Source organism: Candidatus Pelagibacter sp. PS_34, assembly GCF_059417845.1.
The window spans coordinates 542688-567946 of the sequence record NZ_CM182068.1 but is presented as its reverse complement, the minus strand read 5'-3'; the positions used below and the strand labels follow the sequence as shown (position 1 = coordinate 567946).

Genomic DNA, 25259 nt, shown 5'->3' with positions numbered 1-25259 from the left:
TGGTTGTTTGGTTGTTAAATTTTATTCTTTAAATTCCGGACAATACAAAAAAAGCAATAAAAGGCAATATTTAACTTTTTAAAACTTATGCAAATAACCTTTATTTTTAAGGGTAATTTGTCGATTTGCATCATCAATAATGGATAATTTTTTAACATGACTTTGAATTGTGCCAATTTTAGTTAGCTTAACTCTACAATTAGTAGCTATTTTTTTTATGATTCTCATCTTATTTTTAGAAGCTGTAAATAATACCTGATAATCATCACCATTAGAAATGTAATTAATCTTAGATAGTTTTTTAAGAGCAAGTATCTTCTTTAGGTTATTTGAAATTGGAATATCTTTTAAAAAAATTTTATAGGATAATTTCTGATTATTAATCATTTTATCAAGGTCAGCTATAAGTCCATCAGATATATCAATTGAGGTATTGGCAAACTTTTTAATTTGATCAATTAATTTTAATTGAATATTTGGCATAAAATATTGATTAGTAAAATATTTTTTTAATCTTGAATTAAGCTTAATTTTATTTTTTAAAACTAATAGCCCTAAATAACTATCTCCTAAATTTCCAGAGACATATACATCATCATAAAGTTTAGCTTTGTTTCTATAGATAATATTGTTGGCAAAACCTATTGAAGTAATTGTAAAACTTAACTTGTTAGAAAAAACTGTATCTCCACCACTTAAAAATATTTTATATTTATTCTGTTCTTGATTAAGTGATTTGCTGATTTTTGATAAATTTAATTTAGAAAAACTTTTTTTATTGCCAGAACCAGAAATAAAATAATATTTTGGTTTAATGCCTTTGCATATTAGGTCTGAAATTGATGATCTAATTATTTTTTTAATGACAAGCTCAGGTCTTTTAAAGTCTATGAAATGATTGCCTTCTGTATATGTGTCAACAGATACTGCTAATTTATTTTTTTTATCAAAAAAAACATCATCATTCAAATTTAAAGCACTTGGTGATTTTTTAGAGAGTTTTTGAAAATAATTTTTTATTAATTCAAATTCATGCATCAGTAGTTCTTATTTTTTTAGCTATTTTATCTAATATTGCATTTAAATATTTAGTTTGACCATCTTCTAAAAAAAAGTTTGATGCATCAAGATATTCTTTAATAATTATTTTAGAAGAAACTTTAGGTTTGTATAAAAACTCAAATATAGCAGATTTTACTATCACTTGAAAAACCTGATCTAAATTAGTTAACTGTAAATCTTCGCTTAGATATTTTTTAACTTCTTCTTTAATAACTTCATCTCTTTCAATAGTACCTAAAACAACATCTTTAATGAATTTTTTAAATCTATGTTTGGGAAAAGTTAAGTCTGTGTCATCATTAAAAAAATTTCCATATAATTTTTGGATAATAATAACCCTCGGACTTTGATTAGGATTATATGGAGTTCTCATTGTTATTGAGAAAGAACAGATATTACAGCTTGAGCTGCTTCTCTACCCTTTTTCTTCCTAGCTATAGCTTGACGCATATTAAGACAAGTAATAATTCCATTACCAATAGGTTTTTTACTATCTACAGAAAGTTTCATTATTGCATCAGTTGAAGAATGAGAAATAAAGTCAAAATGAGGTGTTTGGCCTTTAATAACACAACCAAGAGCTAAAAAAGCATCATATTTTTTTATATTCTTTGAAATTGTAACTGGTATTTCAAAAACACCAGGGACATTGATAATTTTTATTAAACTAGATTTGGGTAATATGCTCTTTGCGCTACTTAGTAAACCCATTGATATATCTTTATAATAATCAGCTATAACTATTAAATATTTTCTTTTCATTAAATAATTTCCTGTTTGGTAATCTTTATATCATAACCTTCTAAACCAATAACTTTTTTAAGAGACTTAGTAATTAATATCATATTTTTAATCTTTAAATCTTTAATTATTTGAGCACCAATACCATAATTTCTTATAAGCTTATCATTTCCTTTTTTATAGAAATTTTTGTTTTTATAATCCTTAAGTGTTTGTGTAACAGATTTTAAATTTGTATCTTTTATAAAAACTAAAACACAGTTATTAAATTTCTTAAAATAATTTAAAGTTTTATCAAATGAATTCGGTAATTGTTGATTGATTAAATAATTTTGAACTACGTTAGAAGAAATTACTCTAACTCTTGGTATTAGCCCTTTTTTAATATTTCCTTTAATCAAAGCAAAATGCTCAGATCCATCTAAAAGGTTTTCATAAATTCGAATTTTATATTTTTGATTTTTTACTTTAATATCTGATTGTTTTTTAAGTTTAATTAGTTTTTCTTTTTTTAAACGATAAGCAATAAGGTCTTCGATTTTACCTATCTTTAAATTATGTTTGTTTGCAAAATCAAATAAATCTTGGCCTTTGGCCATTGTTCCATCTTCATTCATTATTTCACAAATAACTGCAGAGTTATTTTTTTTAGCAAGTTTTGAAATATCAACAGAGGCTTCTGTGTGGCCAGCTCTTACTAAAACGCCGCCATCTTTCGCAATAATTGGAAAAACATGTCCAGGTGAAACTATGTCTTTCTTATTTGCATTTTTTTTTGAAGCAATTTTAATTGTCTTTGCTCTATCTTTTGCTGAGATACCTGTTGTTATTCCTTTTTTTGCTTCAATAGAAATTGTAAATGCAGTTTTATTCCTTGATTGATTTATAGGCGACATCAAAGATAAATTTAATCGCTTTGCTTGTACACTATCTAGCGCCAGACAAATTAATCCACGACCATATTTTGCCATAAAATTTATATTTTTAGCGCTTGAGTCAGTGGTTGATATTATTAAGTCTCCTTCGTTTTCTCTTTTCTCATCATCAACTAAGATGAACATACCGCCCTTCTTTGCGATATTTATTATACTTTCAATGGATGCATAATTATTTTTTTTCATTAAAATAATTTCTAACGTATTTAGATAAGATATCTATCTCTATATTAACTAGACTGCTTTTTTTTAATGAAGATAAATTGGTTAGCTTAAAAGTGTGTGGAATAACCCAAACTTGAAAACCTTTTTTGGTTACTTTGGAAATTGTTAAAGAAATTCCATTTATACATATAGAAGCTTTATCAATTAAATTTGCTCGTTCTTTTTTAACAATTTCAAAATCAAATAAATATGATTTATCAATTTTTTTAATACTTTGTATTTTACCTACTGCATCGATGTGGCCTTGACAAATATGTCCTGATATTTTTTGACCAAATTTTAAAGGAAGTTCAAGATTAATTTTATCATTTATTTTTAAGAATTTAAATTTTGATCTTTGTGTAGTTTCATCAGAAAGATAAAATTCCATTATCTGATTTTTAATGTCGATTAATGTTAAGCAAACACCATCACAAGAAACTGATACGCCCAAATCTTTTCTCGTTAATTTTAAATCAGCTTTTACAAAAATATTAATACCTTTTGATCTTTTTTCAAATTTAGTAATTAAACCTTGATTAAAAATTATTCCATTAAACATAATATTATTTGTAAAGTGTAATTACATCATTGCCTAATTTTTTATTAATTTTCAATTTATTTTTATAATTTTTCTTTAATTCTTTAAGAAAACCAAACTTTTTATGATTAACTAACATTGATAAACTTTTACTACATTTGTATAAATAAAATTCATTAAATAATTTTTTTTTAATAATGTGTTTAGAAAGATCATTTCCTCCTTCAACTAATAAATTCCTACAACCAAGGACATAGAGTTTCATTAAAATTGATTTGATATCAAAGCTATTTTTATTTAATTTACTTTTTATTAAAATTATACCCTTTTTTTTTAACATTAATTTCACCTCGGCTTTGGTGTTATGATAAAAAATTATAGTATTGTCTTTATTTGCTGTTTTAAAAATATATGAATTCTTTTTAATTTCTAAGTTTCTATCTAAAATAATTCTTTTAGGGGAAAATTTACTCAAACCTTCAAGTCTGCAATTGAGTTTTGGATTATCTTTATTTAAAGTTTTGGAGGAAATCATTAACGAGTCATTTTTATATCTAAGAAAATGTGTAAATTTATCAGTGTGAATATCTGAAATTCTTTTAGTATCTTTGCTATATATCAAATTATTTTTAGAAATTGCAATTTTACCAGTAACATAAGGAAGGTTTCTTTTTCTATTAAAAAAATAAGGTATATAAAATTTATTAATTTTTTTTTTTAATAAATTTTTTTTTACTAAAATATTTTTCGACTTAAGAATTTTTAATGTTTTACCTTTAACTTTTTTATCAATATCTTCAACTCCATAGACAACTTCTTTAATTTTTTTTTTAATTATAATATTTGTGCACGGAGGGGTTTTTCCATAATGACTACATGGTTCAAGGGTCACGTACATTTTTGAGCCTTTTAAATTTTCATGTGAATTTTTAATAGCATTAAATTCCGCATGAGGTGTACCTTTAAAACCTGTTTGACCAATTGAAAGTATTTTATTATTTTTAACAATTACACAACCTACGGAAGGATTAATTCCAGTTAGTCCATGACGAGCTTTTGCCAAATTCAAGGCAAGCTCCATAAAAATTTTATCTTTATTTGAAAATTTATCTTTTTTTGTAGACATCTAATTTGTCCACGAATTGCACAAAGTCTTTTTCTTCTCTAAAATTTCTATAAACAGATGCAAATCTAACGTATGCAACAGGATCAAGATCTTTCAAACCTTCCATAACCATTGTGCCAATTGTATTTGATGAAATTTCACTTTGACCAAGTTCTTCTAAAGCTCTTGAAGTTCGACTAATAAATTTTTCTGCTGTTTCGGTATCAATAGGTCTTTTCTTTAAGGCTATATAAATTGATTTAGAAAGTTTATCTCTATCAAATGATGATTTTCTTCCATTCTTTTTGACAACCATTATTTCTCTAAATTGTACTCTTTCGAAAGTTGTGAATCTAGCTCCACACACACAAAGTCTTCTTCTTCTTATGGCTGTTCCATCTTCTGTAGGTCTAGAGTCTACTACTGATGTTTCACCTTTTTTACAAATTGAACAAATCATTATTTTAAATTTTTATATATTGGAAAGTTAGATGTAAGATCTATAACTTCATTTCTAACCTCTTCTTCAATTTTACTGTTATCCTCGGGGTTTTCAGACAAACCTTTTACAACTTTAGTAATTAATTCACCAACTTTCTCAAACTCTTTCAATCCAAAGCCTCTAGTTGTTGCAGCTTGAGTTCCAAGTCTTATCCCAGAAGTAATCATTGGCTTTTCAGAATCAAAAGGTATTCCATTTTTGTTACAGGTAATATTAGCATTTGAAAGGCTTTCGGCTGCAGCATTGCCTTTGACATTGAAAGGTCTTAGATCAACTAACATTAAATGTGTATCCGTTCCACCAGAATAAATCTTAAAACCATTATTCTTAAGTGTCTCAGATAAAATTTTAGCATTTGCCAAAACTGATTTGATATAATCTTTAAAATCTGGTCTTAAAGCTTCCAAAAACCCAGCAGCCTTTCCAGCGATGACATGCATCAACGGTCCACCTTGATAACCAGGAAATACTGCAGTATTAAATTTTTTTGCTAGGTCTTCATGATTAGTTAAAATAATTCCACCTCTAGCACTTCTGAAAACTTTATGAGTTGTTGAAGTAACTACGTGTGCGTGTTCACATGGGTTAGGATAACCTTTACCAGCAACTAAACCTGAAAAATGAGCCATATCCACCATCAAATATGCCCCTACTTTATCAGCAATCTCTCTAAATCTTTTAAAGTCAATTACTCTAGAATAAGCGCTACCACCACAAATTATGAGTTTTGGTTTATGTTCTAATGCAAGTTTTTCAACATTATCATAATCAATAAGTTCAGACTCTTTATCAACGTCATACCCTATGGGATTAAACCATTTACCTGACATTGATATTTTTAACCCATGAGTAATATGTCCACCAGAATTTAAACTCATTCCCATAAATGTATCACCAGGATTTAATAGCGCTAAAAATACAGCACCATTTGCTTGAGCCCCAGAATGTGGTTGGACATTTGCAAATTTACAATCAAAAATATTCTTTAATCTCTCTATGGCTAAATTTTCAGCAACATCAACATGCTCACATCCATTATAGTATCTTTTTCCAGGATATCCTTCTGCATATTTATTTGTTAATACAGAGCCTTGAGCCTCTAAAACAGCTTGAGAAACTATATTTTCAGAAGCAATTAATTCTATATGTTGTTGTTGTCTTTTTAGCTCATCACTTATGGCTTTATGTAATTCTGGATCAGTTACAGATAAGCTGTCTTCAAAAAAGCTTTTATAATTTTCATTTAAATAGTTTTTTTCACTAGACATAATTAAATTTTTTTAATTCTTTTTGCGTGTCTTCCACCTTCAAACTTTGTATTTAAAAAAACGCTAACACAATTTAAAGCAGTTTTTTTAGTAAGAAGTCTTGATCCTAATGTAATGATATTTGCATCGTTATGCAATCTTGATAATTTAGTTGATTTCAAATTAAAACACTGAGCAGCACGTATATTTTTATGTCTATTTGCAGCAATATTCATTCCCATCCCAGAGCCACATACGAGTATGCCGGCATGATTATTGTTTGTTTTAACTTTTTTAGCAACTTTATGAGCATAGTCTGGATAGTCAACACTTTCACTATTGAATGGACCTAAGTCTGTATAGTTAATTTTCTTTTTTTCTAAATGAAGTTTAATTAATTCTTTTAATTTATAGCCAGCGTGATCAGAGGATAAAAATATTTTTTTCAATTTAATTAAACTTATAATCTAAAACACAGGCTACCAAGTGAACTCTGTTTTCTTCACCACCATTAAAGGCATTATGGTATTTTACATTATTAGTTACCCACACTGAGCCATCAGCAGGCATATGTTTTGCGACATTATCAATAACCATTAAACAACCAGGGTTTGTAATTATAGGTATATGTAACCTTGGCTCTGGATCTCTATGCCAACTCAATGTTGATCTTGGCTCCTTAAGTAAAATTCTAACTCTACCTAATTTGTATTTTGAAGAAAGTGTATCAAATACTTCCTTGAAATAAGTGTTTTCATAGTCTGGTATAAATTCAGAGTATGCGGACTCATCTATTGAAATATCTCTAGTAACTTCTTTTCCTGATTTGTCTGGTTTTGTCCAGTAAGAGCCTCTAGCCTTGCTTCCTTTAATAGAATCTGGATCTCCAGGAATTTGTGTTAAACAAATAGCGCCAAAGTGAGCAATGCCACCGCCATCATCAAATTTTCTTGTTTGAACAATTTGATTATAAGCTTCTTGGAGTTTATTAATATCAAATTTAATATCTTGTTTTTGAAAATCACTAAAATCTAAAACTTTTTGATCTTTTTTAAGATCTAGGTCAATTATGTTATTGTTGTCTAAGCTCATGCAGTTGTTTTCTACCTTTTTTAATATATATTTGTATAATACATTTGTCGCATTTTAAAAGCAGATTTAAACATGATTACAGGAAATTACCCAAATTTAAGACTTAGACGTAGTCGTAAAAATGATTGGTCTAGAAGATTAGTTCAAGAAAATAGCCTGTCATCTAGCGATTTTATATTACCTATATTTTTGATTGATGGAAAAAATACAAAACAATCCATTAAAACAATGCCTGATGTTTATAGATACACAATAGATAAGCTTGGAATTATTGTTGATAAAGCAATCAAAAACAAAATACCTATGGTTGCATTGTTCCCTTATACAAATAAAACAAAAAAAAATGAAATTGGAACTGAAGCATTAAATGAAGACAATCTTGTTTGTAAGGCCATTCGATATATTAAAAAAAGATATAAAAATGAAATTGGTATTATGTGTGATGTAGCTTTAGATCCTTATACCTCACATGGTCACGATGGTTTAATAAAATCTGGCTACGTGTTAAATGATGAAACTATTGAAGTATTAATAAATCAATCATTGTTACAAGCAGAAATTGGCTGTGATGTTCTGGCTCCCTCAGACATGATGGATGGAAGAATAGGTAAAATAAGAAAAGCTTTAGATAAGGAGGGTCATGAAATGGTTCAACTACTTTCTTATGCAGTAAAATATGCTTCAAGTTTTTATGGTCCATTCAGAGATGCCGTTGGTTCTAAAGGTTTGTTAAAGGGTGATAAGAAAAATTATCAAATGGACTTTAGAAATAGCAATGAAGCAATAAGAGAGGTGGCGCTAGATATTAAAGAAGGAGCTGATATGGTTATGGTTAAACCCGGTATGCCCTATCTTGATATAATTAAAACAGTTAAAGATAATTTTAAAATTCCTGTTCTCGCTTACCAAGTATCAGGTGAATACTCACTATTAAGTAATAGTATCAAAAAAGGTCTAATAGATAAAAACTCAGTGTTAGAGAGCTTGATTGCTTTTAAAAGAGCCGGAGCAAACGCTATAGTAAGCTATTATGCAGATAGAATTGAAGATTTAATAAAATAACTATTTTAAAAGATTAATAAAATGAGTTCTAGAAGTAGGAAGATTTAAATTATTTGGTTTTAGAATACTTTTTTCAAGGTAATCACTAACAAGCTTGAGACCTTTAAGTAAATTTTTTAAATTAACATCCATATTATTTTCATCTATTAGAAAATTTGGAATACTTTTTTTTTCAGTTGAGGATTTAACGTAATAATTGACTTCACTATCAACAATTTCTTTTTCAGCCATAGTTTTTAATTCCAAATCATATCCCAATAATTTTAAAAGTTCTAACTCCCAGAAAATATATTTTTGAATCCAATTTTCAGAGTTTAATATTTCAAAAAATTTATCAATTAATTTAAAAATTTCTTTATTAGATTGTGCTTCAGCAGTAAGAAGTTTTATAAGGTGCATTGCCGATGTAATGCATGATAATTTTTGATTTTCGTCAAAATAGAGTGGAGTTAAAGCTTTTAGAATTTCTATTTTAAAATAACCAATTCTAGTAACACTTTTTGAATTATAGTTTACATAAATTTTATTACCAATTTGCAAATAGTTTTTAATTTTCTTTGAAGTTCCGCCAAAAATTATTCCTGAAATTTTTCCATGGTTTTCTGTAAAAACTTCTGCAATTATTGAATTTTCACTATATCTATTTTTAGAAACTAAATAAGCGCTATCGTCCCAATTCATTTTTTAAAAACATCCTCAAAACATAACGATGCAGCATTTTGTTCTGCTTCTTTTTTAGAAGTTCCTTCAGCTGTGAAAAATTTAGTATTTTTTAATTTAACAGCAACTTTAAAGAGTGGTTTGTGTCGAGGACCAGTATTAGATATTAGCTTATAAATAGGCAAAACTTTAAAAATCTTAAGCGAGTATTCTTGTAGTTTTGTTTTTGCATCAATTTGAGTTACTACACTTGCTGTAATATGTTCACTCCATAAATTAAGAATAAATTTTTCAGTAAAATTTAAACCTTTGTCAAGATAGATTGCTCCAATTAAAGCCTCTAAACAGTCTGCTACTATTTTGTCTTCAATTTCAATTTTTTTATTTTTAGGGTTTAAAACTAAAATATATTTCTCTAGTTCAATTGTTTTAGCAATTTCTAGACATTTTTTTTTATTTACTAATGATGCAAATTTTTTATCTAATACGCCTTCTCTTTCTTCTGGATAAAGTTCTAGTAATTTTTTTGCAATAATAAGACCTAAAACTCTATCTCCTAAAAATTCAATTTTTTCATTATTGTTGATTGAATCAAAGCTTTTGTGCGTTAAGCTTTTAATAAAAATTTTTTGATCTGAAAACTTTAATTTTAATTTTTTTTCTAATATTGTGTGAATAATTTTCATTAAATAATTTTCTTAAAAAACCTGTCAAATCTAATTGTCTTATGCCATTTCCAAAAAGAAAAAATATTTCCAATTCTAAAATCAGATGAAAAAAAAAGAAATTGAGCCTTACCAACTAAATTATCTTCATGTACATATCCAACACTAGTCAAGTATCTGCTATCTTTAGAGCAATCTCTGTTGTCTCCTAAAAAAAAATAGTGTTGAGAAGGAACTATAAAATTATCAGAATTTTGAAAACTATAATTTTTTAAATATACACTATTATGTATTTTGCCATTTGGAAGTTTTTCCTCAAATGTATTAACGTCTATAGTTTGATTTCCACAATAAGTTTTATCATTTTGGGAAATTCTAGATTTTAATATCTGATTATTGTTTACAAATAAGTCACCATTAATGAATTGAATATTATCTCCTGGTAGGCCGATTAATCTTTTAATATAATCCGTTCTATTATCAGCTGGTGTTTTAAAAACAATAACGTCACCAACCTTAGGTTTCTTAGAAAATATTCTTCCACTTATTATCGGTGGGCTAAAAGGGAAAGAATGCTTGCTGTAACCATAAGAATACTTCGTAACAAATAATCTATCACCAATTAAAAGTGTTGGTTCCATTGATGACGAGGGAATATAGAAAGGTTGAATAAAAAGAGATCTAATAATAATCGCTATTACTAAAGCATAAAAAATCGTCTTAACGTTATCAATTATAATATTTTTGGTAATCATTTTTTTTGTAAAATCACGTAGGCTATAGAATATTTTTTTTCATCTGAAATTGACAGAAAGAAATCAAAGGATGATATTTTAAATTGCTTTTTAACAATTTTTTTAATTTTATCTGTGACTACAAATGAGGGTTTGCCTAACTTATCGTTAATTATAGTTATATCTTTGAAGTTCAAATTGTTTCTAAAACCTGTTCCAATTGCTTTAGAAAATGCTTCTTTAGCAGCAAATCTTTTAGAATAATAAGATTTTTTATTTGTTGTGTTTTTGGCTATCGATATTTCTGAACTAGAAAAAACTCTTTTAATAAAACTAACATTTTTTAAAGATTTATGTATTCTAATATTTTCTACTATATCAACACCTATACCAAGAATTTTCATATTTATTTATTGGTTATTTTTTTAAATGTCTTAATAGTTTTTTTTAAACCATGAGTAAGTGACTCACCAATTATAAAATGGCCAATATTAAATTCTGTAATTTCTTTAATTTTACTTAATACAGAGGTAGTTTTATAGTCAAGACCATGGCCAGCATGAACCTCAATTCCAAGTTTAACACCAAGTTCTGAACATTTCTTAATTTTTAAATATTCATTTTTATAATTTTTATTTTCTTTTACTAAATTAGAAATTTTTCCAGTATGCAACTCAACACAAGTTGCATTTAATTCTTTTGCAATTTTTATATCTTTTAACGTTGGGTCAACAAATAAACTTGTTCTAATATTTTTTTTATTAAATAAGGATATTATTGCTTTTATTTTTTTTTTATTTTTAATTAAGTTTAATCCACCTTCTGTTGTGACTTCCTTTCTTTTTTCAGGAACTATACAAATAAAATTAGGTTTATTTTTTAATGCTATATTTATTATTTTTTTGTTTAATGAAATTTCTAAATTAGTGATTATTTTTTTATTTTTACAAATTTTAACAACATCAGTATCTTTAATGTGCCTTCTGTCTTCTCTTAAATGTATAGTTACTGAATGTGCTCCACATTTAGTTACATGTTTAGCAATAGTTAATGGATCAGGGTGGTATGATCCTCTTGCATTTCTTATTGTAGCAACATGATCAATATTAACACCTAGTCTTTTCATTTAATAAATCTACTTCCAGGAACTGTAATTCGAGTTTTTTTAAGACTTTCTGGAAGGTTATTTTTCTTAAATGTTGGAACATCTATCTTCATATGTGAGATAATATTTTTTTTTATCTTCAGTGAATTCTTAGTTGATCTATCAATAATTGAGGCAAAACCAATAAGTTTTGCACCTGGTTTTGTAATCAACTTAACACACTCTAAGCTCGATTTACCTGTTGTTATAACGTCTTCGATTATTAAAACTTTTGATCCTTTTTTTATATGAAAGCCTCTTCTTAAAACAAATTTACCATTAACTCTTTCACAGAATATTGTCTCTTTTTTTAAAATTTTACCAATTTCATAACCGATAATAACACCACCCATTGCAGGAGCTAAAATTAAATCTATAGATTTAAATTTTTTTTTAATTTTTTTTGCTAATGAATTACAAATATCTTTGGCTAAATGTGGAAAGCTTAAAAGTTTAGCACACTGGATATATTTAGCTGAATGCAAACCTGATGAAAGAACAAAATGACCCTCTAAAAGTGCGTTAGTTTTTTTTAAAATATTTAAAGATTTTTTGTGTGAAAGCATTTCTTTTTTCCTCATGTCTAATGATTTTAAATTTAATGTCTTTTTGTTTTAGCTCACTGATAAAATTTGTAAAGTTTTTCAAGTCTCTAATAATAAGGTTAAATCTAAAATTAATATATTCTTTTGTTTTTTCTTTCATCTCTACGCTTGATATATTGAGTTTATGAGAGCCTAATGAAGTGGTTATTTCACCCAGTTTACCTGGTTGATCTGGTAGAGAAATCCAAAGCGTAGTATTATATTTTTTAATTCTTTCTTCTTTTTGTTCACCTTTAGAATGCCAATATCTTCGTATAGCAGCTCTTGCTTTGCCAGTTTTAGTAATTGGTATCCAGTGTAATGATGGTGATTTGTTTTTGGATGTTATAATGTCAACTACATCTCCATTATGAAGTATGCTTTGCAATTCATTGTCATTACCATTTATCTTACAAGATATTGCATGATCACCTACTTTTGTATGAACCGCATATGCAAAATCTATAGGTGTTGCACCTTTTGGTAATTTTATAACCATGCCTTTAGGTGTAAAACAAAAGACATTTTCTTGAAACATTTGTAATTTTGTATATTCAAAAAAATGTTCAGAGTTTTCATTTTTACCAATAATTTCCACAAGGTCAGCTAGCCAATCATATTCTTTCCAAGTTAATGAATCAAATTTTTCTGATGATTTATATTTCCAATGAGAGGCAATACCTCTTTCTGCAAATTCGTGCATTGGCATAGTTCTTATTTGAATTTCAATAGGTCTTCTATTTGGACCAATTACAGCTGTGTGTAAAGACTGATAATTATTAATTTTTGGTGAAGATATATAGTCTTTAAATTTTCCTGGTACACAATTCCAGTGCTGATGGAAAATTCCTAATGCCTTGTAACAATCTTCTCCACTATCAAGGATAACTCTAAATCCCACTATGTCTGTAATTTGTTCAAGTGAAGTTCTTTTTTTTTGTACTTTTCTCCATATAGAAAATGCGGTTTTCTCTCTTCCAAAAATTTCAGCATTAATTTTATGTTCGTTTAAAAGTTCACTTAATTGCAATGAAATTGAATTAAAACTATTTACTTTATCTTCTTTAATTTCATCTAGTCTTTTTTTAATAAGCTCTCGTGCCTTATTATTTAAAACTTTAAATGATAAGTCTTCAAGTTCATCTCTAATTCTATGCATGCCCATTCTATCTGCTAATGGAGCATAAATTTCCATCGTTTCTTTCGCTATACGTTCTTTTTTTTCAATTTTTGAAATTGCATCAATTGTTCTCATGTTGTGTAAGCGATCTGCAAGTTTTACAAGTAATACCCTGATATCTTTCGATGTGGCTAAGATTAATTTTCTAAAGTTTTCTGCTTTAGATGATGATGTTGCTTGGTTTTCAAAAACAGAAATTTTAGTTACACCATCAACTAAATTGGCAATCTCTTCGCCAAACTCATCTTTAATATTTTCATAAGTTGCATGTGTATCCTCAATGGTGTCATGTAAAAGTCCAGTAACAATGGTAGCACTGTCCAATTCTAACTCACTAAGTATGGCTGCAACAGCTATCGGATGATTTGAATAAGGGTCACCAGAATGACGTTTTTGGTTCTCATGAGCTTTAACAGCATAATCATAGGCCTTACTTAATTTTTCTGGATTTAAAAATTTATTATAAACTTTGACTTTATTTATTAACTCTTCTGAATTAAGCATTTTTAACTATATCATTAATTTATATTTGTTTGATAGATCTTAAATCTTTAATTGGTAAAGAATTAATTAAATTAACTATACTAATCTTAGATTCTGGATGTTTCCAACCTCTATCTATTTCAAATAATGGCAACAAAACAAAATTTCTCTTAGTTGTATGTGGATGAGGGATTATTAGTTTATTATCTCTTATATTTAAAATTTTTTTATCATAATCAATTATATCAATATCGCATGTTCGTGGATCATTTTTTTTTAATCTAACCCTGCCTAATTTTAATTCAATAAAGTTACAAATTTTTAACAATTCTAAAGGTGCTAAGATTGTCTCAATTTTTATAACAATATTTACAAAATCTGGCATTAATGGATTTGGCCAAGATTTAGATAAATAATGAGATGATACTTTTATTATCTTAATTTTATTTTTTTCTAATTCAAACTTAGCTTTATGAATATTTATAATTTTATTTCCTAAATTTGACCCAATTGCTAAATATGAAAGTTTAACTTGATTTTCTAATGTGTCTTGCTTTTTCACGATTCCAATCTCTATTTTTTTTAGTAGCCCTTTTATCAAATTGTTTTTTACCTTTTGCTATAGCTATTTCTATTTTAGCTTTTCCTTTTTTAAAATACATTTTTGTTGGAACAAGAGTAAAGCCATCTCTCTGCATTTTACCGATTAATTTGTTAATTTCTTTTTTATTTAACAGCAGCTTTCGTTCATCAGTAGGGTTGTGATTTGAATAGCTGGCTTGTTTAAAAGCTGCAATGTGAGAATTAATTAAAATTATTTCACCATCTTTTTCTACAGCGTAAGAATCTGCAATATTAACTTTTCCCTCTCTAATAGATTTTATCTCTGATCCTTTAAGAACTATTCCAGCTTCAATTAGGTCTTCAAAAAAAAAGTTAAAACTTGCTTTTCTATTTAAGCAAATAATTTTCAAACCAGAATTGGTTTTCTTATTCATTAGAGTAGATTTGCTGATACTAAAGCTTTTTTAATAATATCTTTGGCTGGGTCTGTTACTTTAACTAAAGGCAATCTAACATCATCATCGCAAAGACCCAAAAGTTTTGCAGCATACTTAACAGGGCTTGGATTGCTCTCTACAAACATTGAGCTGTGAATAGGTTGTAAAATTTTATCTAGTCTAATTGCTTCAAGTTTGCTTTCATCATTTTCTATTTTTGAAGCTTTCTGAAAATCAGAACATAACTTGGGAGCAATATTTGCCGTTACACTTATAGAGCCAATACCACCCCTGTTATTAAATTCTAAAGCGTTATCATCATTACCTGTCAACTGAACAAAATCAGTTCCCATTTTATCTTTTTGTTGATTAACTCTATTTAAATCACCTGTAGCATCCTTAACGCCAACAATATTTTTCAATTCAAATAATCTAGCCATAGTATCAACAGACATATCAATTACAGATCTTCCAGGAATATTGTAAATTATAATTGGTATCCCACATTTGTCGTTTATTGCTTTATAATGCTGATATAAACCTTCTTGAGTTGGTTTGTTATAATATGGAGTTACTATAAGAGCTGCATCTGCACCTGCTTTTTCTGCATGCGTTGTGAGAGAGATTGCTTCTTTTGTTGAATTAGAACCAGTACCAGCAATTACTACAGTTTTTCCATCGCTTTCTTTAACGCATAAATCTATTACTTTTTGATGTTCATCATGGCTTAATGTTGGTGATTCACCCGTTGTACCAGCAGGCACCAAACCGTTAGTGCCATTTGATATTTGAAAATGAATTAGCTTAATATAAGCCTCAACATCTAGCTCATTATTCTTAAACGGGGTTATTAAAGCAACATTTGATCCTTTGAACATAAATACTTATAACATAGTTTAAAGATTCATTTAGTAAATTTATGCCCAGAAAGATAATTTTTTTTATAAAATCACTATTATTAAGTTTGGTAATTATAGGGAATATATTTGCTGCTGAAATATCAATAATTCCTTTAAAAAAACCTATTTTAAATGAAGAGGTACAAAATGCAAAGATATCACAAGGTATTCTTAAGCCCAAATCTAAACCATCCAAAAAAATAGAAGAAACTAAAACCATAACAGTCAAAAAAGATAAAAAAAAAATTAATTTTCTTATTCCCAAAAGTAAACCGTTAGTAGTTAAGAGTGAAAAATCAGTAGTTCAAACAAGCTCAAAATACTACAGTCAAAAAGACTATGGCATTGCAAAAAAATCTATCCAGGCAATGGAAAAAAGCCAATGGACAACTGCATTAACAAATTCAAAAAAAGCTAAAGATAAGTCTATATATGATTTTATTCAATGGAGGCATTTACTAACAACAGGTAACCAGGCTACTTTTTATGACTACATAGCATTTATAAAAAATAATAAAGACTACCCAAGAATAAGCAGAATAAGATATTTGGCAGAACAAAAACTTTCAACGGATAAAATTTCTCCAAAAAAAATTATTAATTGGTTTGGTTCTGATGAACCCTTAAGTGGGTTTGGTATGTTGGTATTAGGTGAAAGCTTTATACAAACTGGAAATAGTGAAAAAGGAATTGCTTTAATTAAGAGAGGTTGGATTACAGCAGAACTCTCTAGAGCTAATATGAAATCTTTAAGTAAAAAATATAAAAAATATTTAGACTCAAAAGATTATATAAATAGAGCTGATTATTTAGCGTGGGAAAATAAACAATGGGATTTAAAGAGAATGCTTCCTTATTTACCTAAAGATTATCAGCTACTTTATACAGCAAGACAAATTTTAATGAGCAAATCTTATGGTGTTGATCAAGCAATAACAAATGTTCCATCAAAATTCAAAAATGATGCAGGCCTTAATCATGATCGACTTAAGTGGAGAAGAAAGAGAGGTAGAATTGATAGTTCACTTGAAATATTATTCTCAATAAAAAATAATAAAGAGTACTTAGTGAGACCAGATAAATGGTGGGTTGAGAGAGCGATTATGACTAGAGCTCTTATTTATAAAAACAAATATGAGACAGCTTATAAAGTTGCTAGTGAGCACTCGTTAGATAAAGGGCCAGAATTTGCTGAGGCTGAATGGATGAGTGGTTGGATTGCATTGAGTTTTTTAAATGACCCTATCTTAGCAGTTGATCACTTCAATAACTTTTATCAAAACGTTAGCTACCCTATAAGTTTGGCTAGAGGCGCTTATTGGCTTGGTAGATCTTATGAAAAAATTGGTGATAAACGACAATCAGAAGATTGGTATCATGAAGCAACAAAATATTTAACAACATATTATGGTCAATTAGCTTTTTTAAAAATTAATCCTGGTCAAAATTTTGAACTTGAAGAACAAGCGAATGTAAAAGATGATTATCGAAAATATTTTTACAATAAAGAACTTGTAAAAATTACACATCTTTTAAATGAATTAAACAAAGACAAGTATACTAAAAATATATTAAGACATTTGGCTAATGACAATATTGCAAGTGGAAGTGAAATTTTAGCAGCTGAACTTGCAACAAATATATCAAGATATGATTTTGCTATCCAAGTATCAAAGTTAGCCTCATATGAAAAAAGATTTCATAATACTTTTAATTATCCAATTATAAGTGTGCCCCAATATGTTAATGGTAGAAAAATACCTGAAACAGCTTTTATACTTTCTCTTATAAGGCAAGAAAGTGAGTTTGATATGAGAGCTAATAGTCATGTTGGAGCACAAGGATTAATGCAAATAATGCCCTACACGGCTAAGCTAGTTGCTAAACAAGCAAAACTTCCATATTCAAAATCAAGGTTAACCTCTGATCCTGAGTACAATATTAATCTAGGGTCTCATTATATAGCTGGTTTAATTTTACAATACGATGGTGCCTACCCTTTTGCTGCCGCAGCATATAATGCTGGTCCAAAAAGAGTTAAACATTGGAAAAAAATAAATAAAGATCCTCAAAAAAAACAAATTGATTTTGTAGACTGGGTTGAATTAATTCCATTTAAAGAAACACGTAACTATGTTCAACGTGTTATGGAAAACTACAATGTTTACAGATATATCTTGGAAAAAAAGCCTATTAAAATGAAAGACTTTTTTAAAGATCAGCCTTTATTTTAATGGCGGAAGAGGAGGGATTCGAACCCTCGGTACAAGTTTCCCCGCACGGTCATTTAGCAAACGACTGGTTTCAGCCTCTCACCCACTCTTCCACTGCGACATTGATATAACCGATTGTATTGAATATTCAATATTTATAAAGTAATTCTTGAATAATATTATGAAAAATAAGTATTCAATATTCTCATTAGTCAAAAATGCTTTTTCCTATCATGAAAATTGGCAAAAAGCCTGGCAAGATCCCACTGTAAAAAAAGAATATGATGCGGTTATTATTGGTGGTGGTGGTCATGGTTTGGCAACTGCTTACTATTTAGCAAAAAAACATAATATGACAAATATTGCGGTAGTAGAAAAAGGCTGGATTGGTGGTGGTAATACAGGAAGAAATACTACGATTATAAGATCTAATTATTTATGGGATGCTAGTGCTGGTCTTTATGATCATGCTTTAAAATTGTGGGAAGGTTTATCTCAAGAAATAAATTACAATGTAATGTTTAGTCAAAGAGGTGTGATGAATCTTGCACATAACTTACAAGACGTTAGAGATTTAAAAAGACGAACACATGCTAATAGATTAAATGGTATAGATGCAGTTTACTTAAGCACAGAAGAGGTCAAAAAATTTTGCCCTATCATTAATACCTCACAAGATATTCGATATCCTGTACTGGGTGGAACTTTACAAAGAAGAGCTGGTACCGCAAGACATGATGCTGTTGCTTGGGGGTATGCTAGAGGTGCAGATGAAATGGGTGTAGATATAATTCAAAATTGTGAAGTTAAAGGAATTAAAAGAAATGGTGATGAAGTAGAAGGTATTGAAACAACTAAAGGTTTTATAAAAACTAAAAAAGTTGGAGTAGTTGCTGCTGGTCATTCAAGTGTACTAGCAAACATGGCAGGTTTAAGATTACCTTTAGAAAGCAAACCTCTTCAAGCTCTAGTTTCAGAACCAGTTAAGCCTATTATTGATACGGTAGTAATGTCTAACGCTGTACATGCATATGTTAGTCAGTCTGACAAAGGTGAACTTGTAATAGGCGCAGGCACTGATGATTATGTTTCTTATTCACAAAAAGGTAGTCACGATATTGTTGAGGGAACATTAAATGCAATCTTAGAACTTTATCCAATTTTTAGTAGAATGAGAATGCTTCGACAATGGGGTGGAATTGTAGATATCTGCCCAGATGCTAGTCCTATTATTAGTAAAACGACGATAAAAGGTTTGTACTTTAATTGTGGTTGGGGAACTGGTGGATTTAAAGCAACACCTGGATCAGGTGATTTATTTGCTCACACAATCGCAAATGATGAACCACACAAACTAAATGCTGCATTTAATTTAAATAGGTTTATCAGTGGAGACCTTGTTGATGAACATGGTGCAGCGGCGGTAGCTCATTAATGTTTTTAATTACTTGTCCTTTTTGTGGTGAACGAGAACAAAGTGAATTTAAAGCTGGTGGCGAGGCTCACATTGAAAGACCTAAACAACCCACGGAATTAAGTGATGATGAATGGGCAGAATACTTATTTATGAGAAAAAACATTAAAGGTATTCAATTTGAAAGATGGAACCATGCTCACGGATGTAGAAAGTGGTTTAACATGGTCAGGGATACTTCAAATGACCAAATTAAAGCTATTTATAAAATGGGTGAAAAACCTCCTATAAAATAATTTAATGCTAAAAAATTTAAGAGTTACAACTAGTAAATATATTGATGAAACTTCTAGAGTTTCTTTTAAATTCAATGGAAAATCTTATTTTGGATACAAAGGTGATACCCTTGCCTCAGCTTTGCTAGCTAATGGTATTCATTTAGTAGGAAGAAGTTTTAAATATCATAGGCCACGAGGAATAATGACTTCAGGATCTGAAGAGCCTAATGCAATTGTACAGGTTAATAACAACACAGCACTAACAGAACCCAATGTTAGAGCAACCGAACTAGAAATCTATCATGGGCTTGAGGCAAACAGTCAAAATTGTTGGCCTAGTGTTAACTTTGATATTGGAGGTATAAATAATTTCTTATCCCCACTTCTGCCTGCTGGTTTTTATTATAAAACATTTATGTGGCCTGCTAATTTTTGGGAAAAGTATGAATATGTTATAAGACATTCAGCAGGACTAGGAAAATCTCCAACAGTGCCTGATCCTGACATATATGATCATAAATACATTCACTGTGATGTTTTGGTTATCGGAGCTGGCATTAGTGGAATTATAGCTGCAAAAACTGCAGCAAAAAATAATCTTAAAACATTATTACTTGATGAAAAAAATGAAATCGGAGGATCTACAATTTTCCAAAATTCAGATCATATAAAAATAAACGATCAAAATTCTTCTGTTTGGTTAGAAAATGAAATTAATGAATTAAGAAATATTGAAAACCTAGAAATTAAAACAAGAACTAGTGTTGCTGCTTATCATGGATATAACTATTTATTAGCTAGAGAAAATTTAACTGATCACCTTCCTAAAAATGAAAAAAATAAAAAAGTAAGACAAAGATTATTAAAAATTAGAGCTAAAAAGGTTATTGTTGCTACTGGTTCTTTAGAGCGACCTCTGGTATTTAATAATAACGATAGACCTGGTATTATGCTTTCATCTGCAGTTAAAAAGTATGCAGATTATTATGGTGTTGCAACTGGTCAAAAAAATATATTTCTTACTAATAATGACACAGCTTATGAAAGTGCAATTTCATTACAAAAAAAAGGTATTAAAGTTGAAGCAATCATAGATATTAGAAAGCAATCTAAAACTGCATTTACTAAAGAAGCTGACGATTTAGGGATTAAAGTTTATAGATCACACACAGTTGTAAATACTGAGGGTTATAAAAGAATTAATAAAATTACAATAATGGAATTGTCAGAAGATGGTCAATCTTTTGCAAATCCAGAAAAAATAGAACTTGATTGTGATTGCCTAGCAATTGCAGGTGGATGGACGCCAGCCGTTCATTTGTTTACTCAATCAGGAGGTAAATTAAAATTTAGAGAAAAAGATCAAGTATTTATTCCTGATATATATTCATCAGCTCAAATTAGCATTGGTTCTTGTAATGGTGATTTTGATTTAGATGATGTTATAAAAAATTCTACAAAATCTTTAAAAGAATTTTTAAATATAAATGAAACTGAATTTGACAATTTAGAAATAAATTGTCCTAAAGATAATAAGATTAGAAATATTTGGCTACTTCCATCCGATAAAGTTTTAGGAAAAACAAAACCTTTCGTAGATTATCAAAATGATGCAACTGCAAAAGATATTAAACTTGCTCTAAGAGAAGGTTTTAGATCGATTGAACATGTAAAAAGATATACAACAACTGGAATGGGTACCGATCAAGGAAAGCTTGGTAATATGCATGCCCTTGGTATTATTGCAGAAACTGCTGGTGTTAAGATGGGTGAGCTTGGAACTACAACGTTTAGACCTCCTTACACTCCATTAACATTTGGAACAATTGTTGGACGAAATGTTGGTGAATATTTTGATACATTTAGAAGAACGCCAATGAATGACTGGCACATAGAAAATAAAGCTGAATTTGAAAATGTTGGTCAGTGGAAAAGAGCTTGGTACTATCCAAAAAATAATGAAACAATGCATGAGGCCGTTCAAAGGGAAAGTAAAGCTGCAAGAAATAGCGCTGGTATATTAGATGCTTCAACTCTTGGTAAAATTGATATTCAAGGAACGGATGCTTCAGAATTTTTAAACAGAGTTTATACAAATGCTTGGTCAAAACTTGCCATTGGAAAATGTCGTTATGGTTTAATGCTTAATGAAGATGGTATGGTTTACGATGATGGGGTCACAACTAGACTTGATGAAAATCATTATATTATGACCACAACAACAGGTGGTGCTGCAAACGTATTAGGAAAACTAGAAGATTACCTACAAACTGAATGGCCTGAACTAGATGTGTATTTGTCATCTGTAACGGATCATTATGCAACAGCTAGCATCTGTGGGCCTAATAGTAAAAAAATTCTTAATAAATTAATACCTGATCTTGATCTTTCAGATGAAAGCTTTCCACACATGTCATTCAAAAATACAAAAATTGGCAATATTAAATGTAGAATTATGCGTATTAGTTTTACTGGTGAACATAGTTATGAAATTAATATCCAAGCTAACTATGGTGAAGACTTATGGAAAAAATGCATGGAAGCAGGTAAAGAATTTAACATCACTCCTTATGGCACTGAGACAATGCACTTATTAAGAGCAGAAAAAGGATTTATTATTGTTGGCCAAGATACAGATGCAACAATGACTCCTATAGATTTACAAATGGATTGGATTGTTAGTAAAAAGAAATATGACTTTATTGGTAAAAGGTCTCTTTATAGGTCTGACACCATGAAAGAAGATAGAAAGCAATTAGTAGGTTTACTGACAGATGATCCAAGTGAAGTTTTAGAAGAAGGAGCTCAGATAGTTGCTGACACTAGTTTAAAACCAGTTGAAATGCTAGGTCATGTAACTTCAAGTTACTATAGCCCTAATTTAAATAAATCAATTGCCCTAGCAGTAGTTAGAGGTGGAAAAAATATGCTAGGTCAAAAATTATTTATCCCAATGGAAAATAAAAATATTAATGTGACGATTGTTGATCCTGTTTTTTTTGACAAAGAAAATTTGAGGTTAAATGCTTAATTATAAAACTTCTATTAAAGGGGATATAACATATTCTGATTTAGAAATTAAAGAAATCAAACCTATTATGAAATTAATCATAAGAGGTAAAACAAAAGATTTTATTACTGCAGTAGGTAAAAATCTTAATATGGTTTTACCCACTGAGGCTAATACGTCTACATCAGCAGAGAAATTAACTGCATTTTGGTTAAGTCCCGATGAATGGATGTTAATATCAAATGAAACTGTGAGTGAGGAAAGTAACACTTATCAAGTTGAAGATGAATTAATTAAAAATATATCTAAAGTTAAATTGGGCGCTGTAACTGATGTTAGCGACCAATTTGTAATGTTAAATATCAAAGGTGGTAAGGTTTTTGATTTATTTGCTACAGGTTCCCCTTTCAATTTTAATGATTTTAAAACAAAAAAAGGACCAGTTGTTCAAACAATATTATCTCATATTGATGTAATTATTCATCATAAAGAGATTAATGAGGTAAATTTATTTGTTAGAAGGTCTTTTTCTGAGCATTTACACTCTTGGTTGAGTGATAGTGCGTCAAGGTTATAAGCTTATATTTATTAAAATTATTGTTATATAAAGTTTATGAAAAAAATACTTCTTGTGGTGCTATTAGCACTTTTACCCTTCTCTCTTAACGCAGAATCAAAACTTGATCAGATTTTATCCTCTGGTGAGTTAAAAGTTGGAACAACAGGCGACTGGGATCCAATGACTATGAAAGATCCTGCTACAAATAAATATAAGGGATTTGACATTGATGTCATGCAAGAATTAGCAAAAGATATGGGTGTGAAAATTACATTTGTTCCAACTGAATGGAAAACAATTGTTTCAGGAATTACTGCTGGAAGATATGATATTTCTACAAGTGTCACTAAAACTCCAAAAAGAGCAGAAGTTGCTGGATTTACAGATTCTTATTACAAATATGGAACTGTTCCATTGGTACTTAAAAAGAATTTAAAAAAATATTCAACATGGAAATCTTTGAACAATAAAGATGTAACAATTGCTACAACACTTGGGACTTCTCAAGAGGAAAAAGCTAAAGAGTTCTTTCCTTTGTCTAAATTACAATCAGTTGAGTCACCTGCAAGAGACTTTCAAGAAGTATTAGCTGGTAGAGCTGATGGAAACATTACAAGTTCAACAGAGGCTAATAAGTTAATTATCAAGTACCCTCAATTAGCAATCGTTCCTGATGGAGAAAAAAATCCTGCCTTTTTAGCAATGATGGTTAGTAAAAATGATCAAGTTTGGAATGATTATGTAAATGAGTGGATTAAAAGTAAAAAATCCTCTGGTTTTTTTAATAAACTACTCGCTAAATATAATTTAAAAAGCTTATAAAAAATTAGATATTAATCTCTAATTCATTATAACTTTAAGAGTGAAAAATTTACTTTTTTTACTTTTAATTTTACCCCTTACCTCTTGTAGTGGTCAGGAATTGGGTTGGTTTATTCTCTCACCTAACAATGTTGAAGGTTTAACAAACCTAAAATTTTTATTAAGTGGTTTAACTACAACTATTTATATTTCAGTAGTATCTATAATTATATCTGCAATTTTAGGGTTTATCGTTGCAATTCCTTCTTTAGCTAAGAATAAATTTTTAACATACATAAATATTGGATATGTGGAAATTGTTAGAGCAATACCGTTACTTGTTTTAATATTATGGATTTATTATGGTTTACCTATAATGACTGGATTAAGTTTCAGTCCATTTGTGTCTGGAATAATTGCGCTGGCAATAAGTGAAAGTGCTTTTCAAGCAGAAATTTTTAGAGCAGGAATAAACTCAATTAAAAAATCACAATGGGAAGCAGGCTCATCACTGGGTTTAACTTTTTATAAAAGGTTAAGATTAGTAATTCTTCCACAAGCAATTAAAAATATCCTTCCTGCATTAGGCAACCAGTTTGTATATGTATTAAAAATGTCTTCATTGGTATCAATTATAGGTATTGGTGACTTAACAAGAAAAGCAAATGAATTAGTTGTGTCAACCTATAGACCATTAGAAATTTATACATTTTTAATCTTGGAATATTTAATTTTGATATTAATTGTTTCTTTCATAGTAAGAAAATTTGAAAAAAAACTTAAACAAGATGGTAATAATTAATGAGTAATTTAGACTATGATGTTGAACTAAATGATGGTGTTATTACTTTTAAAAACATTAATACTACACTTGGTTTTGTTCGGTATAATGAGACAGCCGAAGTGGAGTATATTTTTGTTAACCCCATGTTTAGACGTCAAGGACTTGCTAAAAAACTATTAAGTATCGTTGAGGAAAAAACTAAAATCAAACCCACACCTCAAGACCCAATCAGTCCTTTAGGTGAAAAGCTCTTTAAAATTAATAAACAAGAGATTAATTAAAATTTTGGAACACCTGGTAACAGAGCGCCCCTTCACATTCTTCTTCTTATCTTAATTTATAATGACAATTTATGATTA

Annotated in this window: 29 protein-coding genes and 1 tRNA gene; 9 read left to right on the top strand and 21 right to left on the bottom strand. The window is 29.0% G+C overall.

From position 1 onward, the window contains the following. Positions 1-78: 78 nt before the first annotated feature. Genes thiL through AC5SL3_RS02980 form a run of 10 tightly spaced genes read right to left on the bottom strand, consistent with a single transcriptional unit; the run spans position 79 to position 7429 of the window. Positions 79-1038, bottom strand: coding sequence for a thiamine-phosphate kinase (gene thiL, locus AC5SL3_RS03025; RefSeq protein WP_494578691.1), 960 nt, complete (start codon positions 1036-1038; stop codon positions 79-81). Further along, the gene (locus AC5SL3_RS03020) at positions 1031-1435 is read right to left on the bottom strand and encodes a transcription antitermination factor NusB (protein ID WP_494578689.1); all 405 of its coding nucleotides are present in this window, start codon (positions 1433-1435) and stop codon (positions 1031-1033) included. The genes thiL and AC5SL3_RS03020 overlap by 8 nt, the downstream gene beginning before the upstream one ends. A 2-nt stretch (positions 1436-1437) precedes the next feature. Further along, positions 1438-1824: a 6,7-dimethyl-8-ribityllumazine synthase gene (gene ribH, locus AC5SL3_RS03015; protein ID WP_494578688.1), complete on the bottom strand. Its 387-nt coding sequence runs from the start codon at positions 1822-1824 to the stop codon at positions 1438-1440. Next, positions 1824-2924 carry a 3,4-dihydroxy-2-butanone-4-phosphate synthase gene (gene ribB, locus AC5SL3_RS03010; protein WP_494578687.1) on the bottom strand — a complete coding sequence of 367 codons (1101 nt, stop codon included), beginning with the start codon at positions 2922-2924 and terminating at the stop codon, positions 1824-1826. Before ribB ends, ribH begins: the two co-directional genes overlap by 1 nt. Then, the gene (locus tag AC5SL3_RS03005) at positions 2911-3504 is read right to left on the bottom strand and encodes a riboflavin synthase (RefSeq protein WP_494578685.1); all 594 of its coding nucleotides are present in this window, start codon (positions 3502-3504) and stop codon (positions 2911-2913) included. The genes ribB and AC5SL3_RS03005 overlap by 14 nt, the downstream gene beginning before the upstream one ends. Positions 3505-3508: 4 nt before the next feature. Beyond that, complete coding sequence (ribD, locus tag AC5SL3_RS03000; RefSeq protein WP_494578683.1) at positions 3509-4609, bottom strand: bifunctional diaminohydroxyphosphoribosylaminopyrimidine deaminase/5-amino-6-(5-phosphoribosylamino)uracil reductase RibD; 1101 nt, start codon at positions 4607-4609, stop codon at positions 3509-3511. After that, positions 4590-5048 carry a transcriptional regulator NrdR gene (nrdR, locus tag AC5SL3_RS02995; protein WP_006996878.1) on the bottom strand — a complete coding sequence of 153 codons (459 nt, stop codon included), beginning with the start codon at positions 5046-5048 and terminating at the stop codon, positions 4590-4592. Before nrdR ends, ribD begins: the two co-directional genes overlap by 20 nt. Then, positions 5048-6358, bottom strand: a complete 1311-nt coding sequence (gene glyA / locus AC5SL3_RS02990) for a serine hydroxymethyltransferase (RefSeq protein WP_494578681.1) — start codon at positions 6356-6358, stop codon at positions 5048-5050. The genes nrdR and glyA overlap by 1 nt, the downstream gene beginning before the upstream one ends. 2 nt (positions 6359-6360) lie before the next feature. After that, positions 6361-6786 carry a ribose 5-phosphate isomerase B gene (gene rpiB, locus AC5SL3_RS02985; RefSeq protein ID WP_494578679.1) on the bottom strand — a complete coding sequence of 142 codons (426 nt, stop codon included), beginning with the start codon at positions 6784-6786 and terminating at the stop codon, positions 6361-6363. Between the two features lies 1 nt (position 6787). Then, on the bottom strand, positions 6788-7429 hold the full coding sequence (locus tag AC5SL3_RS02980) for an aspartyl/asparaginyl beta-hydroxylase domain-containing protein (protein ID WP_494578677.1): 642 nt from the start codon (positions 7427-7429) through the stop codon (positions 6788-6790). Positions 7430-7501: 72 nt separating this feature from the next. Here AC5SL3_RS02980 and hemB point away from each other — a divergent pair, with 72 nt between their 5' ends. After that, entirely contained in the window at positions 7502-8491 is a 990-nt protein-coding gene (hemB, locus tag AC5SL3_RS02975) for a porphobilinogen synthase (protein WP_494578676.1), read from the top strand. Here hemB and recO read toward each other — a convergent pair whose 3' ends face one another. Genes recO through dapA form a run of 10 tightly spaced genes read right to left on the bottom strand, consistent with a single transcriptional unit; the run spans position 8492 to position 15820 of the window. Further along, complete coding sequence (gene recO / locus AC5SL3_RS02970; protein ID WP_271766851.1) at positions 8492-9172, bottom strand: DNA repair protein RecO; 681 nt, start codon at positions 9170-9172, stop codon at positions 8492-8494. Then, complete coding sequence (gene rnc, locus AC5SL3_RS02965) at positions 9169-9837, bottom strand: ribonuclease III (protein ID WP_494578674.1); 669 nt, start codon at positions 9835-9837, stop codon at positions 9169-9171. Before rnc ends, recO begins: the two co-directional genes overlap by 4 nt. Further along, a complete protein-coding gene (gene lepB / locus AC5SL3_RS02960) occupies positions 9837-10571 on the bottom strand; it encodes a signal peptidase I (RefSeq protein WP_494578672.1) in 735 nt (244 codons plus the stop codon). Before lepB ends, rnc begins: the two co-directional genes overlap by 1 nt. Then, complete coding sequence (acpS, locus tag AC5SL3_RS02955) at positions 10568-10954, bottom strand: holo-ACP synthase (RefSeq protein WP_494578670.1); 387 nt, start codon at positions 10952-10954, stop codon at positions 10568-10570. Before acpS ends, lepB begins: the two co-directional genes overlap by 4 nt. A gap of 2 nt (positions 10955-10956) precedes the next feature. Continuing rightward, complete coding sequence (locus tag AC5SL3_RS02950; protein ID WP_494578669.1) at positions 10957-11676, bottom strand: pyridoxine 5'-phosphate synthase; 720 nt, start codon at positions 11674-11676, stop codon at positions 10957-10959. Then, the gene (pyrE, locus tag AC5SL3_RS02945) at positions 11673-12260 is read right to left on the bottom strand and encodes an orotate phosphoribosyltransferase (RefSeq protein ID WP_494578667.1); all 588 of its coding nucleotides are present in this window, start codon (positions 12258-12260) and stop codon (positions 11673-11675) included. The genes AC5SL3_RS02950 and pyrE overlap by 4 nt, the downstream gene beginning before the upstream one ends. Then, positions 12217-13962 (bottom strand): bifunctional (p)ppGpp synthetase/guanosine-3',5'-bis(diphosphate) 3'-pyrophosphohydrolase, encoded by a 1746-nt coding sequence (locus tag AC5SL3_RS02940; protein ID WP_494578665.1) that lies wholly within the window; start codon positions 13960-13962, stop codon positions 12217-12219. The genes pyrE and AC5SL3_RS02940 overlap by 44 nt, the downstream gene beginning before the upstream one ends. Before the next feature lie 19 nt (positions 13963-13981). Next, complete coding sequence (folK, locus tag AC5SL3_RS02935) at positions 13982-14503, bottom strand: 2-amino-4-hydroxy-6-hydroxymethyldihydropteridine diphosphokinase (RefSeq protein ID WP_494578663.1); 522 nt, start codon at positions 14501-14503, stop codon at positions 13982-13984. Next, positions 14469-14939 (bottom strand): SsrA-binding protein SmpB, encoded by a 471-nt coding sequence (smpB, locus tag AC5SL3_RS02930; protein WP_494578662.1) that lies wholly within the window; start codon positions 14937-14939, stop codon positions 14469-14471. The genes folK and smpB overlap by 35 nt, the downstream gene beginning before the upstream one ends. Next, complete coding sequence (gene dapA / locus AC5SL3_RS02925) at positions 14939-15820, bottom strand: 4-hydroxy-tetrahydrodipicolinate synthase (RefSeq protein ID WP_494578660.1); 882 nt, start codon at positions 15818-15820, stop codon at positions 14939-14941. The genes smpB and dapA overlap by 1 nt, the downstream gene beginning before the upstream one ends. A gap of 41 nt (positions 15821-15861) precedes the next feature. Here dapA and AC5SL3_RS02920 point away from each other — a divergent pair, with 41 nt between their 5' ends. Next, positions 15862-18075: a lytic transglycosylase domain-containing protein gene (locus AC5SL3_RS02920; RefSeq protein ID WP_494578658.1), complete on the top strand. Its 2214-nt coding sequence runs from the start codon at positions 15862-15864 to the stop codon at positions 18073-18075. Here AC5SL3_RS02920 and AC5SL3_RS02915 read toward each other — a convergent pair. Beyond that, positions 18076-18167: transfer RNA gene (locus AC5SL3_RS02915), tRNA-Ser, on the bottom strand. 68 nt (positions 18168-18235) lie between these two features. On the opposite strand from AC5SL3_RS02915, the gene AC5SL3_RS02910 reads away from it, so the two are divergent. Genes AC5SL3_RS02910 through AC5SL3_RS02880 form a run of 7 tightly spaced genes read left to right on the top strand, consistent with a single transcriptional unit; the run spans position 18236 to position 25181 of the window. Beyond that, positions 18236-19489 (top strand): sarcosine oxidase subunit beta family protein, encoded by a 1254-nt coding sequence (locus AC5SL3_RS02910; protein ID WP_494578657.1) that lies wholly within the window; start codon positions 18236-18238, stop codon positions 19487-19489. Next, positions 19489-19764 (top strand): sarcosine oxidase subunit delta, encoded by a 276-nt coding sequence (locus AC5SL3_RS02905; protein ID WP_271479686.1) that lies wholly within the window; start codon positions 19489-19491, stop codon positions 19762-19764. The genes AC5SL3_RS02910 and AC5SL3_RS02905 overlap by 1 nt, the downstream gene beginning before the upstream one ends. A 4-nt stretch (positions 19765-19768) precedes the next feature. Then, positions 19769-22777 (top strand): sarcosine oxidase subunit alpha family protein, encoded by a 3009-nt coding sequence (locus AC5SL3_RS02900; protein WP_494578655.1) that lies wholly within the window; start codon positions 19769-19771, stop codon positions 22775-22777. Beyond that, positions 22770-23333, top strand: a complete 564-nt coding sequence (locus AC5SL3_RS02895; RefSeq protein ID WP_006996859.1) for a sarcosine oxidase subunit gamma — start codon at positions 22770-22772, stop codon at positions 23331-23333. Before AC5SL3_RS02900 ends, AC5SL3_RS02895 begins: the two co-directional genes overlap by 8 nt. Positions 23334-23369: 36 nt before the next feature. Next, complete coding sequence (locus AC5SL3_RS02890; protein WP_494578653.1) at positions 23370-24137, top strand: transporter substrate-binding domain-containing protein; 768 nt, start codon at positions 23370-23372, stop codon at positions 24135-24137. Between the two features lie 40 nt (positions 24138-24177). Next, positions 24178-24918, top strand: a complete 741-nt coding sequence (locus tag AC5SL3_RS02885) for an amino acid ABC transporter permease (RefSeq protein WP_006996857.1) — start codon at positions 24178-24180, stop codon at positions 24916-24918. Next, positions 24918-25181, top strand: a complete 264-nt coding sequence (locus tag AC5SL3_RS02880) for a GNAT family N-acetyltransferase (RefSeq protein WP_006996856.1) — start codon at positions 24918-24920, stop codon at positions 25179-25181. The genes AC5SL3_RS02885 and AC5SL3_RS02880 overlap by 1 nt, the downstream gene beginning before the upstream one ends. Positions 25182-25259 lie beyond the last annotated feature (78 nt).